We start from the raw sequence: 14,187 nt of genomic DNA on the forward strand, positions 1-14,187 counted from the left end.
TACTCTTTACCTCCTATTTTTTCCCAACTATTTGTTCTTGAATATTTTTAGGAACTTCATCATAATGATCAAATTCCATACTATAAGTTCCTCTACCTTGCGTTCTTGACCTTAACACAGTTGCATATCCAAACATTTCTGACATAGGAACTTGTGCTCTTATTATTTGAGCTCCAGCTCTAGCTTCCATCCCCTCAATTCTTCCTCTACGAGCATTCAAGTCACCCATTACATCTCCCATATACTCCTCAGGAACAGTAACTTCAACTTTAACAATTGGTTCTAATAATACAGGATCTGCTTTTGCCATACCATTTTTGAATGCCATGGATCCGGCAAATTCAAAAGCCATTTCTGATGAGTCAACATCATGATAAGATCCATCATGAAGTCTTACCTTAAAGTTTATAGTTGGATATCCTCCAATTACCCCATTTAAAGCAGCATTTCTAATACCATTATCAACAGCTGGTATATACTCTTTTGGTATAACTCCTCCAACTATAGCATTTTCAAATTCATATTCACCATCACATGGTATAAGATCTATTACACAATGACCATATTGACCTCTACCACCAGACTGTCTAATATATTTTCCTTCACATGTAACTTGTTTTCTAATTGTTTCCTTATAAGCAACTTGAGGTTTTCCAACGTTACACTCAACTTTAAATTCTCTTTGTAATCTATCAACAATTATTTCTAAGTGAAGCTCTCCCATTCCAGCTATAATAGTTTGATTAGTTTCTTGATCCGTATATGTTTTAAAAGTTGGATCTTCTTCTGCAAGTTTCGCTAAAGATAATCCCATTTTTTCTTGACTTGCTTTGGTCTTAGGTTCAATAGCAACTGATATAACAGGCTCAGGAAATTCCATACTTTCAAGTATTATTTTGTTTGAATCATCACATAAAGTATCCCCTGTTGTTGTATCCTTAAGACCAACAATAGCCCCTAAATCACCTGCTCTTAACTCATCAACCTCTTGCCTATGATTAGCATGCATTTTAAGAAGTCTTCCTATTCTCTCTTTCTTACCTTTTGTAGAATTAAATACATAAGAACCGCTTTTTAAAACTCCTGAATACACCCTAGTATAAGCTAATCTTCCAATAAAAGGGTCTGCTTGTATTTTAAATGCCAAAGCTGACATAGGAGCATCGTCTGAAGCTTCTCTTGAATCTTCATTCCCTTCTAAATCAACACCTTTTACAGCTTCTATATCAATTGGAGATGGTAAATATTCAACAGCTGCATCTATCATCTCTTGAACACCTTTATTTTTATAAGAAGAACCACATATAACAGGTATAATCTGAATATTTATAACAGCATTTCTAAGAGCTTTTTTTAGTTCCTCTTGAGTTAATTCTTCTCCTTCTAAAAACTTCATCATAAGTTCTTCATCAGTTTCTGCTATAGCCTCAATCATTAACTCTCTATATTTACTAGCCTGTTCTTTATATTCTTCTGGAATATCTTCCTTAGAAACTTCTGTACCTAAATCATTTTTATATATAATAGCTACATTTTCAATTAAATCTATCATTCCTGTAAATTCTGATTCACTTCCTATAGGTATTTGTACAGGAATAGCATTTGCTCTAAGTCTATCTTTTATTGAATCAACACAATTATAAAAATTAGCTCCTACTGCATCCATCTTATTTACATAAACTATTCTAGGAACTTTATATTTATCTGCTTGCCTCCAAACAGTTTCAGTTTGAGGTTCAACACCACTTTTAGCATCTAAAACAGTAACTGCTCCATCTAAAACTCTTAAAGATCTTTCAACTTCAACAGTAAAATCCACGTGTCCAGGTGTATCTATAATATTTATAACATACCCCTTCCACTGACAAGTAGTAGCAGCAGAAGTTATAGTTATACCTCTTTCCTGCTCCTGAACCATCCAGTCCATCGTTGCTTGACCTTCATGTACTTCACCTATTTTATGTGTCTTTCCTGTATAAAATAAAATTCTTTCAGTCGTTGTAGTTTTTCCAGCATCTATATGCGCCATTATCCCTATATTCCTAAATTTTTCTAAAGGAAACTCTCTAGCCATAATTCGCCTCCAATCAAATTTCATCTATTTTAATTGAAAATCAATAATTTATACAAATATTAACAAAAACTGTTTCGATTATTACAATCAAAACAGTGATTCCAACAACTTACTAATATCTATAATGCGCAAATGCCTTATTAGCTTCAGCCATCTTATGAGTATCTTCTCTCTTCTTAACAGCTGCTCCAATATTGTTAGAAGCATCTATAAGCTCATTTGCTAATCTCTCTCTCATATACTTTTCACTTCTTTTTCTTGCAGCTATCAAAAGCCACCTTATACCTAAAGTTTGTTTTCTATCCGCTCTAACTTCTACAGGAACCTGATATGTAGCTCCTCCAATTCTACGAGATTTAATTTCTAAAATTGGCATTATGTTATTCATAGCATTTTCAAAAACCTCTAAAGCATCTTTAGAAGTTTTTTCCTCAACTATCTTAAAGGCTCCATAACATATTTTCTGAGCTACACCTTTTTTACCATCCTTCATTATGTTATTTATAAGTTTTGTAACAACTAAATTATTATACACAGGATCAGGTAAAATTTCTCTTCTAGATATATGTCCTTTTCTTGGCAATTTACTTCCCTCCTTAAAAATCATAAGTTTAATTCATCGGTACTCGACATACGCCGTAAGCCAAATTAAAATACTTAAATTTATTTAATTACTTAGCTGCTTTTTTTGCTTTCTTAGTTCCATATTTTGATCTTGCTTGCATTTTGTTTTGAACTCCTGCAGAATCAAGAGCTCCTCTTATTATATGATATCTAACCCCTGGTAAATCTTTAACTCTTCCACCTCTTATTAAAACAACACTGTGTTCTTGTAAGTTATGTCCTTCCCCAGGTATGTATGCAGTTACTTCATAACCATTACTTAATCTAACTCTCGCTACTTTTCTTAAAGCTGAATTAGGTTTTTTAGGAGTCATTGTTTTAACTAAAGTACATACACCTCTAACTTGTGGACAAGACTTCATAGCTGGTGCATTAGATTTATAAACAACTTTCTTTCTTCCTTTTCTAATCAACTGATTAATAGTTGGCACTATAATCACCCCTTTTTTTAAATATTTAAAAACAAAAAAGCTAACTAATAAAACCTTACCAAATGAATTAAAAAAATATTTAACCCAAATATTTTAACATTTAAAATAACTTAATGTCAACATATATTGACATTAAGTAGTTACATATTCTAGATTGTTATCATCTTCACCATACATAATTTTCATTGATCTATACTTAACCATCCCTGTTCCAGCTGGAATTAACTTACCAATTATAACATTTTCTTTAAGTCCAACTAACGGATCAATTTTACCCTTTATAGCAGCATCAGTTAAAACTTTTGTTGTTTCTTGGAAGGATGCTGCAGATAAAAACGATTCTGTAGCTAAAGAAGCCTTAGTTATACCTAGTAAAACTCTTTCACATTCTGCTTCTTTTCCACCCATTTCTCTAACTTTTTTATTTTCATCATTAAAATAAGAAATATCCACTATAGAATTTGGTAAAATTTCTGTATCTCCAGCTTCTAAAATCCTAACTTTTCTTGTCATCTGCTTTATTATAACCTCTAAATGTTTATCATTAATATCAACACCTTGAAGTCTATAAACTTTCTGAACTTCTGCAAGAAGATACTCCCTTACAGCATCAATTCCTTTTATTCTCAAAATATCTTGAGGATTTATAGAACCTTCAGTAATTATAGATCCCGCTTCTATATACATTCCATTTTCAACCTTAACTCTAGATCCAAATGGAATATCATACTCTTTAACCTCACCATCATCTGAAATAACTCTAACAAGTCTCTTTTTCTTACTATTTTCAAATTCAACAATACCACTTATTTCAGAAACTATAGCAAGCCCTTTAGGTTTTCTTGCTTCAAAAAGTTCTTCAACCCTCGGAAGACCTTGTGTTATATCAGCACCTGCAACTCCTCCTGTATGGAATGTTCTCATTGTAAGCTGAGTTCCTGGCTCTCCAATAGATTGAGCTGCAATAATTCCAACAGACTCTCCAATATTAATCTCTCTAGCTGTCGCCATATTCATTCCATAACATTTAGAACAAACTCCAATTCTTGAATCACAAGTAAATACACTTCTAATTTTAACTTTTAATATTTTTTGATTATTTGTTCTTTCTTCATCTTCATTTATATTTCCAACATATTTTGCAATATCATTAGTAATGTAATCACCCTTGTTTATTATTACCTCTTTAGTAACAGGGTCAATAACATCTTCAGCTGCATATCTTCCAATAAGTCTTTCAGTTAAACTTTCAACTATAGAATTATCATCTTTAATTTCAGATACATAAATTCCTTCCTCTGTTCCACAATCTTCACTTCTAACAATTACATCCTGACTAACATCAACAAGCCTTCTTGTTAAATATCCAGAGTCTGCCGTTTTAAGAGCAGTATCTGCGTTACCTTTTCTCGCTCCATGTGTTGAAGTAAAATATTCTAAAACATCAAGCCCTTCTCTAAAAGAAGCTTTAATTGGAAGCTCTATAATTTTTCCTGATGGGTTACTCATAAGCCCCCTCATTCCAGCAAGCTGCTTTATCTGACTCTTAGAACCTCTCGCTCCAGAATCTGCCATCATAGATATAGGATTAAACTTATCCATGCTATTCATAAGCACATCAGCTATTTTATCCGTGGTTTTGTTCCAAATTTCTATAACAGAATTATATCTTTCATCTTCTGTCATAAGTCCACGTCTAAATTTTTTACTAATAAGTTCAACCTTTTCCTCTGATTCTTTTATAATACTTTCTTTTTCTTTAGGAACTATCATATCTGAAGCTGCAACTGTTATAGCTCCAATTGTTGAATAATGATAACCTTTAGTTTTTATTTGATCAAGCATTAAAGCAGTTTCAGAAGGTCCATATTTTAAATAACATCTATCAACAATTTCAGTTAATTTACCTTTATTAACCAGAAAATCTATTTCAAATTTAAATAAGTTTTCTTCCTTACTTCTATCAACAAATCCTAAATCTTGAGGAATAGACTCATTAAATATAACCTTTCCAACAGTGGTTTCTATTAACTTCGTCTTTCTCCCACCATTTATTTCTTTAGTAACTTTAAGTTTTATTTTTTCATGTATATTTAAATATCCAAGTTCAAAAGCCATTATAGCTTCTTCACTATTAGAATAACTTTTCATATTTTCACTATCTAACGCTGCATTTTCCATAGTCAAATAATAAGATCCAAGTATCATATCCTGAGAAGGTACACACACTGGTTTACCATCTGATGGTTTTAAAATATTTACAGCAGCAAGCATTAAAAATCTCGCCTCTGCTTGTGCTTCCATTGATAATGGAACGTGAACTGCCATCTGATCTCCATCAAAATCAGCATTATATGCAGTACAAACAAGTGGATGAAGCTTTATTGCTCTACCTTCTACTAAAACTGGTTGAAATGCTTGAATTCCAAGTCTATGTAAAGTAGGTGCTCTGTTTAACAAAACAGGATGATCCGTAATAACTTCCTCTAAAATATCCCAAACCTGATTCATATTTTTTTCAACCATACGTTTAGCAGCTTTTATATTATGGGCTATTCCAGAATCTACAAGTTTTTTCATAACAAACGGTTTAAAAAGCTCAAGTGCCATTTCTTTAGGAAGTCCACATTGATGAAGTTTAAGTTCAGGTCCAACAACAATAACTGATCTTCCAGAATAGTCAACACGCTTTCCTAAAAGATTTTGTCTAAATCTTCCTTGCTTTCCTTTTAGCATATCAGACAAAGATTTTAACGGTCTATTTCCAGGTCCTGTTACAGGTCTTCCACGTCTTCCGTTATCAATAAGAGCGTCCACTGACTCTTGAAGCATTCTTTTTTCATTTCTAACAATTATATCAGGGGCTTTTAAATCTAAAAGCTTTTTAAGCCTGTTATTTCTATTTATAACTCTTCTATATAAATCATTTAAGTCAGATGTTGCAAACCTTCCACCATCAAGCATTACCATAGGTCTAAGTTCAGGAGGTATAACAGGTATTACATCTATTATCATCCATTCAGGTTTATTATTAGATTTTCTAAATGATTCAACAACTTCAAGTCTTCTAATAACTCTAGCTTTTTTCTGTCCCGTACTAGTTTTAAGTTCTTCTTTAAGCTTAACAGATAAATCATCTAAATCCAAATCTAAAAGAAGCTTTTTTATAGCTTCAGCTCCCATTCCAACCTCAAAAGATCCTTCTCCAAACTTTTCACTATATTCTCTATAATCCTTCTCAGACAATATTTGTCCTTTTTGAAGTATTTTAATATCTTTAGGATCTAAAACAACATAAGAAGCAAAATATAAAATCTTCTCAAGTACTCTAGTTTGCATTTCTAAAAGAAGAGCCATTTTAGAAGGAGTACCTTTAAAATACCAAATATGAGAAACAGAAGCTGCAAGTTCTATATGACCCATTCTCTCTCTACGAACTTTAGATTTTGTAACCTCAACACCGCACCTATCACACACAATACCTTTATATCTAACTCTTTTATATTTCCCACAATGACATTCCCAATCTTTAGTTGGACCAAATATTCTTTCACAAAAAAGTCCATCACGTTCAGGTTTTAAAGTTCTATAATTTATAGTTTCAGGTTTCTTAACTTCCCCTCTAGACCATTCTCTAATTTGCTCAGGAGATGCTAAACCGATTCTTATGGCATCAAAATTGTTTAATTCAACCAACAGTAAATTCCCTCCCTTAATTTTTAATAGTCATCATCAGAAATAAAATCTTCTTCAACCATAATATCCTCTGAAAGTAACGAATCTACCATCAAATCATCATCTTCTTCTTCATATTCTTCTTGATATTCATTTTCTTCAGTTTCAGGCATATCCTTAACATTTTCTTCATACTTAATTGACTCTTCAAAGGAAACATCAATATCTCCAATATCATCCTCTAAAGTTTCTTTTATTTCAATTTCTTCATAATCATCATTTAAAACTTTAACATTTAAACAAAGGGCTTGAAGTTCTTTTATAAGAACCTTAAATGATTCTGGTACACCTGGTTCTGGTATATTTTCTCCTTTTACTATAGCCTCGTAAGTCTTAACTCTACCTACAATATCATCAGACTTTACAGTTAATATCTCTTGAAGCATATGAGCAGCACCATAAGCTTCCAGTGCCCAAACTTCCATTTCACCAAATCTCTGTCCACCAAACTGTGCTTTTCCTCCAAGAGGTTGCTGAGTTACAAGTGAATACGGTCCAGTAGATCTTGCATGAATCTTATCATCAACTAAGTGAGCTAACTTTAAAATATACATATATCCAACTGTTACAGGATTATCAAAAGGCTCTCCAGTTCTTCCATCATAAAGTGTTAATTTACCACTACTACTAAATCCAACTTCTTCTAAACACTTCTCAATTTCTTCCTTAGTCGCTCCATCAAAAACAGGTGTTGCTACATGCCATCCTCTAGCACTAGCTGCAAGACCTAAGTGAACTTCTAAAACCTGCCCAATGTTCATACGACTTGGAACCCCTAATGGGTTTAAACATATTTGAAGAGGTGTTCCATCTGGTAAAAACGGCATATCTTCTTCAGGTAAAACCCTAGATATGACCCCTTTATTACCATGACGTCCCGCCATTTTATCTCCAACTGAAATTTTTCTCTTTTGAGCAATATAACACCTTACAAGCTGATTAACTCCAGGTGGAAGTTCATCTCCATTTTCTCTCGTAAATATTTTAACATCTACTATTATTCCTTGCTCTCCATGTGGAACTTTTAAAGAAGTATCCCTAACTTCACGAGCTTTTTCTCCAAAAATCGCTCTTAAAAGCCTTTCTTCTGCAGTAAGTTCAGTTTCTCCCTTTGGTGTAACTTTACCTACTAAAATATCCCCTGTTCTTACTTCAGCTCCAATTTTTATAATACCATTAGCATCTAAATCTCTTACTGCATCTTCCCCAACATTAGGTATATCTCTTGTAATTTCCTCAGGACCAAGCTTTGTATCTCTAGAATCACACTCATATTCTTCTATATGAATAGATGTAAATACATCATCTCTAACAAGCTGTTCAGAAATAAGCATAGCATCTTCATAATTATAACCTTCCCAAGTTATAAACCCAATTTTAATATTTTTACCAAGTGCTATTTCTCCTAAATCTGTCGATGGTCCATCTGCTAAAACTGTTCCTTTTTCAACAAAATCCCCTTTGTTTACAATAGGTCTTTGATTTATACAAGTACCTTGGTTGGATCTTTTAAATTTAAGAAGCTTATATGTATCTATTTGATTATCTACAGTTCTTTTAATTCTTATTTCTTGAGAACTAACATAACAAACTTCTCCACTTTCTTTCGCCTTAATTAACACCCCTGAGTCAATAGCTGCTTTATACTCAATACCAGTTCCAACTATAGGCGCACTAGCTTTAAGAAGAGGAACTGCTTGACGCTGCATATTTGATCCCATAAGAGCTCTTGTAGCATCATCATTTTCAAGAAATGGAATCATAGAAGTCGCAACTGAAACTATTTGCCTTGGAGAGATATCTAAATAATCAACCTTATCAGAAGAAACAAGAAGCATTCCTTCCTTACTTCTAACAACTATTCTTGAATTTACAAATTCCTTATTTTCATTAATAAGCTCATTAGATTGAGCTATTAAATACTGATCTTCTTCATCTGCAGTCATATAAACTATTTCATCAGTAACTTTTCCCGTTGACTTATCAACTTTTCTATAAGGAGTCTCTATAAAACCATAACTATTAACTTTAGCATAAGTAGCCAAAGAATTTATAAGTCCAATATTAGGACCTTCTGGAGTTTCTATAGGGCACATTCTTCCATAATGAGAATTATGAACGTCACGCACCTCAAAACCAGCTCTATCTCTTGATAATCCTCCAGGACCTAAAGCTGATAATCTCCTTTTATTTGTAAGTTCTGACAAAGGATTAGTTTGATCCATAAACTGAGATAATTGAGAACTTCCAAAAAACTCTTTCACAGCAGCAGCAACCGGCCTAATATTTATAAGGTTTTGAGGAGTAATCATCTCAGGCTCTATAGACATCATTCTCTCTTTTATGTTTCTCTCCATTCTAGTTAAACCAACTCTAAATTGATTTTGAAGAAGTTCACCTACAGATCGAAGTCTCCTATTTCCTAAATGATCAATATCATCTTCATAACCAATACCACTATTAAGCCCTAAAATATAACTTATTGTTGAAAATATATCATCTATAGTTATATACTTAGGCATTAAATCAAAAATATTCTTTTTTAATTCTGATTTTATTTCCTCTTCTGAAGAACAATTATCTAATATAGATCTTAAAACTGGATAATAAACAAAATCAAAAATACCTAAATCCGATACATCAAATTCTAAAAACTCTTTAATATGAACCCAATTATTTCCAATAACCCGAACACATCTATCATCTATTAACAAATCAACTGAATTAACACCACAATTCTGTATTTTTTCAGCCAATTCTCTTGTAATATAATTTCCTTTTTCAACTAAAATTTCCCCAGTATTAGGGTCTAAAATATCACTAGCAGAAATATTATTTACAATTCTTCCAGCAATAGAAAGCTTTTTATTAAATTTATATCTTCCAACTTTTGACAAATCATATTTTTTAGGATCAAAAAAATACTGATCAATAAGATTTTTCGCACTTTCAGCAGTAGCAGGTTCTGACGGCTTTAATTTATCATAAATCTTTATAAGTGCCTGCTCTTGATCCTCAGAATCATCTTTATTTAAAGTATTTTGAAGCCTTTCATCATCTCCAAAATATTTCAAAATTTCTTCAGCTGTAGAAATACCTAAAGCTTTAATAAGCCACGTTATGTATAATTTCTTTTGTTTATCAATCCTAACATACAAAACTTCATTAGAATCAGTCTCATATTCAAGCCAAGCACCTCTATTTGGTATAATACTTGAAGAAAATAATTTTCTACCGTTTTTATCAACTTCATAATCATAATATACACCAGGAGATCTAACTAATTGGCTAACTATTACACGTTCAGCTCCATTTATAATAAAAGTTCCTTGAGGAGTCATTCTTGGAAGATCCCCCATAAAAACCTCTTGTTCTTTTAACTCTCCCGTATCTAAGTTTTGAAGTCTAACTTTAACTTTAAGAGGAGCTGCGTAAGTTGCATCTCTTTCTTTACACTCTTCCATATCATATTTTGTAGATGCAATATCTAATTTAAAATCAACAAACTCAAGTACATGTTTCCCATTAAAACTTTTTATAGGATTAACATCACTAAAAACTTCTAATAACCCTTCTTTTAAAAACCAATCATAAGAATTTAACTGAACCTCTATGAAATTTGGCATATCAATAACATCCTTGATTTTACCAAAACTCATCCTAGTCCTCTGTCCTGATTTAATAGGATATATCATGAATTCCACTCCTTATTTTTAAGTAAACTCATGTAAATTTATTTTAAATTTTTACAAAAACAATAAATTTATATAAAACTAAAACTAATTAAATTTTAAAAACGCATATTCCCAACATATAATTAATTTTAAGATAAATTTACAATAAAACAATAAATAACATATAAAATTACACACTTATATACATTTTAAAATATTATCATATATAGAAAAGTTAGTCAATAAAACAAATCCAACCTAAAATTTCTTTAAAAATAAAAAAGGTGTTATAAAACAACACCTTAAATAAAATTTATAAATTACTACTTTAACTCAACAGTAGCTCCAACTTCTGAAAGTTGCGCTTTGATCTTTTCTGCTTCATCTTTTGAAACACCTTCTTTTAAAGTTTTAGGTGCTCCATCAACTATTTCTTTTGCTTCTTTAAGACCTAATCCACAAACTTCTTTAACAACTTTAACAACCTTAAGTTTTTCAGATCCCGCATTAGCAAGAATTACATCAAACTCTGTCTTTTCATCACCGCCAGCAACTACTCCAGCTGCTCCAGCAACTGCGACTGGTGCAGCAGCACTAACACCAAACTCCTCTTCACACATTTTAACTAAATCATTTAAATCCAATACGCTCATATTTTTTATAGCTTCAAGTATTTGCTCTTTATTCATATGTATAAATCCTCCTTAACAAAATTTTATATACTAAGTTTTTATGATTCTTTTGATTCTTTAACAGCATTAAGAACATACACAAGATTTGAAAGTGGCGCCTTAATACTTCCAAGTAATTTTGAAACAAGAACTTCTTTAGATGGTATTTTAGCTAATCTCTTAATCTTATCATTATCATAAAATTCTTTTTCAACAACTCCAACTTTCAATGAAAGTTTTCCTGATTTTTCTGAAAAATCATTTAAGATTTTAGCTGGAGAAATTATATCATCATACCCAAAAGCTATAGAAGTAGCTCCTTCTAAATGCTCTATTAAAAAATCATATCCTAACTCTTCCGCTACAATCTTAACTAATCTATTCTTATAAACTTTATACTCAACACCCATTTCACGCATCTTTTTTCTTAATTGAGTATCTTGTTCAACATCTATCCCTTGATAATTTGCAAGTACTATACAATTAGCCCTTTCAAATTTATCTTTTATTTCCTTTACTTTTTCAACTTTAAGTAGCATATTTTTAGTCATCATAAACACCTCCTTACAAAAAATAAAGTCCTCTAAATAAAATTACAATAGAGAAACTTCAATACAATACTAATCAATTGACAATTTCTCCTAAATAGGCGTATAAACAATTCATACTTATCTAAATTTTTAGACCTATTGTCTCAGGATTAACTCAATTTAGAAATATTAATTTTTATTCCAGGTCCCATAGTACTACAAACAGATATGCTCTTTAAATACTGTCCTTTGGCTGATACAGGCTTAGATTTAATTATAGCATTCATAATAGCATTAAAATTTTCCACTAACAAATCAACTCCAAAAGACCTCTTGCCTATAGCAACATGCACTATAGCAGTTTTATCTATCCTATACTCAACCTTACCTAATTTTATTTCTGAAACCGCTTTAGCCACATCCATAGTAACAGTACCTGACTTTGGATTAGGCATCAAACCTTTAGGTCCCAATATTTTACCTATTTTACCTACCATACCCATCATATCAGGGGTAGCGACTACTATGTCAAAATCAAACCAGTTTTGATTTTGTATTTTAGCTAATAATTCTTCATCACCAACATAATCAGCACCAGCATCTATAGCTTCTTTTGCTTTATCTCCTTTAGCAAAAACCAATATTTTAACTTTTTTACCTGTACCATTTGGTAATAAAACAGTCCCTCTTATCTGCTGATCTGCATGTCTAGGGTCAACACCTAATCTAACATGTAACTCAACAGTTTCGTCAAAATTTGCTTTAGATGTTTTTAAAACAAGATCAAATGCTTCAACCGGATCATAAAAAACATCTTTATTAACTAATTTTATACTTTCTAGATACTTCTTTCCCATCGTTTACACCTCCTCTAACATTTATTAATTTTCAACTTCTATCCCCATGCTCCTAGCCGTACCTAATATCATACTAACAGCACTATCTACACTAGCTGAATTAAGATCTTCTAATTTAAGTTGAGCAATTTCTTTTACCTTATCCATTTTAATTTTACCAACTTTAACTTTATTAGGTTCCGAAGAACCTTTCTCTATACCTAAAGCTTTCATCAATAAAACTGCAGCAGGCGGAGTCTTCATAATAAAACTAAAAGACTTATCCTGATAAACGGAAATAACAACAGGTATTATTAACCCCGCTTTATCAGAAGTCTTAGCGTTAAACTCTTTACAAAACCCCATAATATTAACACCATGTTGACCTAAAGCTGGTCCTACCGGCGGCGCTGGAGTAGCTTTTCCAGCAGGTAACTGCAACTTTATTATACCTACTATCTTCTTAGCCATAACTTTTTCCCTTCCACTTTTATATTTTTTTATTCATTTAACAACTCTATTTCACAGGTGAAACCTGCGAAAATTCAATATCAACTATATTTTCTCCCATAACATTAACCACAGCCTTAATCCTCTTTTTCGAAAAATCAACTTCTTTAACTGTTGCATAATGCCCTTTTAAAACCCCAACTTCTATCTCAACCACGTCCCCAACACTATAAGTTGTTTCTTTAGAAATTTCTTTTATACCCATAAAATTTATTTCATCTTCACTAAGAGGAACAGCTTCTTTACCAGTTGGACCAACAAATCCTGTAACACCTCTTATATTCCTAACTCTGTACCACATCTCATCACTCATCACCATTTTCACAAAAACGTAACCGGGATATACTTTCTTAGTAACCTTTTTTAATTTTTCACCATTTTTATCAATGTACTCTACCGTAGGAATAACAATCTGAAGTATACTTTCTTGTAATCCATTACTCTCAACCAATTTCTCCAAACTATTTTTTACCTTATTTTCGTAACCAGAATATGTATGAAGAACATACCAATTTGACAACATAGACCCCATTTATGAATCCTCTCAAAACAAACTCTATTTAAACAATAGATCGAAACATTTCTTTAATATAAAATCAAAAAAACCTATATAAACTATATACATACTAACAAAAACCAAGACAATAAAGCTTGTATTTTTAAATTCCTTGCCCTTTGGCCATGTAATCTTTGAAAACTCTTGTATTGTTTCTAAAATCAAATTACTTTTCTTGCTCATCTCACGTTTTTTATGTTTACTAGCCAAAAAAACACCCCTATTAATTGATTATTTTATTTTGTTTCTTTATGAGATGTATGTACCTTGCAAAATTTACAATATTTCTTAAATTCTAATCTCTCAGGGTCATTTTTTTTATTTTTAACTGTATTATAATTACGCTGTTTGCAATCAACACAAGCTAAAGTTATATTAATTCTCACTACTATATACACCTCCAAAACTATACCTTTTGTTAGAATAGCATACATTTATTAATTTGTCAAATTCGCAAAATAAACATGGATGGTATAAAGACCATCCACCATTCAAACCCATTATTTATTTATTTTAGAAACAACTCCAGAACCTACAGTTCTTCCA

General features: G+C 31.7%; 12 protein-coding genes. All 12 read right to left on the reverse strand.

Features of this window, described 5'->3' with window-relative positions:
• Positions 1-13: 13 nt before the first annotated feature.
• The 12 genes from fusA to rpmG all read right to left on the reverse strand — a co-directional run bounded on the left by fusA (position 14) and on the right by rpmG (position 14,027).
• Entirely contained in the window at positions 14-2,074 is a 2,061-nt protein-coding gene (gene fusA, locus A6P36_RS03830) for an elongation factor G (protein WP_066761175.1), read from the reverse strand.
• Between the two features lie 112 nt (positions 2,075-2,186).
• Complete coding sequence (gene rpsG, locus A6P36_RS03835; RefSeq protein ID WP_066761176.1) at positions 2,187-2,657, reverse strand: 30S ribosomal protein S7; 471 nt, start codon at positions 2,655-2,657, stop codon at positions 2,187-2,189.
• A gap of 88 nt (positions 2,658-2,745) precedes the next feature.
• Positions 2,746-3,129: a 30S ribosomal protein S12 gene (gene rpsL, locus A6P36_RS03840; RefSeq protein ID WP_066761180.1), complete on the reverse strand. Its 384-nt coding sequence runs from the start codon at positions 3,127-3,129 to the stop codon at positions 2,746-2,748.
• A gap of 132 nt (positions 3,130-3,261) precedes the next feature.
• A complete protein-coding gene (gene rpoC / locus A6P36_RS03845; protein WP_066761182.1) occupies positions 3,262-6,825 on the reverse strand; it encodes a DNA-directed RNA polymerase subunit beta' in 3,564 nt (1,187 codons plus the stop codon).
• Between the two features lie 23 nt (positions 6,826-6,848).
• Positions 6,849-10,559: a DNA-directed RNA polymerase subunit beta gene (rpoB, locus tag A6P36_RS03850; RefSeq protein WP_066761186.1), complete on the reverse strand. Its 3,711-nt coding sequence runs from the start codon at positions 10,557-10,559 to the stop codon at positions 6,849-6,851.
• Between the two features lie 302 nt (positions 10,560-10,861).
• Positions 10,862-11,227: a 50S ribosomal protein L7/L12 gene (rplL, locus tag A6P36_RS03855; RefSeq protein ID WP_066761188.1), complete on the reverse strand. Its 366-nt coding sequence runs from the start codon at positions 11,225-11,227 to the stop codon at positions 10,862-10,864.
• Positions 11,228-11,268: 41 nt separating this feature from the next.
• Positions 11,269-11,760 carry a 50S ribosomal protein L10 gene (gene rplJ / locus A6P36_RS03860; RefSeq protein ID WP_066761190.1) on the reverse strand — a complete coding sequence of 164 codons (492 nt, stop codon included), beginning with the start codon at positions 11,758-11,760 and terminating at the stop codon, positions 11,269-11,271.
• A 149-nt stretch (positions 11,761-11,909) separates the two neighbouring features.
• Positions 11,910-12,596, reverse strand: a complete 687-nt coding sequence (gene rplA, locus A6P36_RS03865; RefSeq protein WP_066761192.1) for a 50S ribosomal protein L1 — start codon at positions 12,594-12,596, stop codon at positions 11,910-11,912.
• Between the two features lie 24 nt (positions 12,597-12,620).
• Positions 12,621-13,046 carry a 50S ribosomal protein L11 gene (gene rplK / locus A6P36_RS03870; protein WP_066761194.1) on the reverse strand — a complete coding sequence of 142 codons (426 nt, stop codon included), beginning with the start codon at positions 13,044-13,046 and terminating at the stop codon, positions 12,621-12,623.
• Between the two features lie 46 nt (positions 13,047-13,092).
• Positions 13,093-13,617: a transcription termination/antitermination protein NusG gene (gene nusG / locus A6P36_RS03875; RefSeq protein ID WP_066761196.1), complete on the reverse strand. Its 525-nt coding sequence runs from the start codon at positions 13,615-13,617 to the stop codon at positions 13,093-13,095.
• 24 nt (positions 13,618-13,641) lie between these two features.
• On the reverse strand, positions 13,642-13,851 hold the full coding sequence (gene secE, locus A6P36_RS03880) for a preprotein translocase subunit SecE (RefSeq protein ID WP_242861648.1): 210 nt from the start codon (positions 13,849-13,851) through the stop codon (positions 13,642-13,644).
• Positions 13,852-13,877: 26 nt separating this feature from the next.
• Positions 13,878-14,027, reverse strand: coding sequence for a 50S ribosomal protein L33 (rpmG, locus tag A6P36_RS03885; protein ID WP_066761198.1), 150 nt, complete (start codon positions 14,025-14,027; stop codon positions 13,878-13,880).
• Positions 14,028-14,187: the final 160 nt, after the last annotated feature.

Source organism: Candidatus Arthromitus sp. SFB-turkey, assembly GCF_001655775.1.
Lineage (GTDB): Bacteria > Bacillota > Clostridia > Clostridiales > Clostridiaceae > Dwaynesavagella > Dwaynesavagella gallinarum.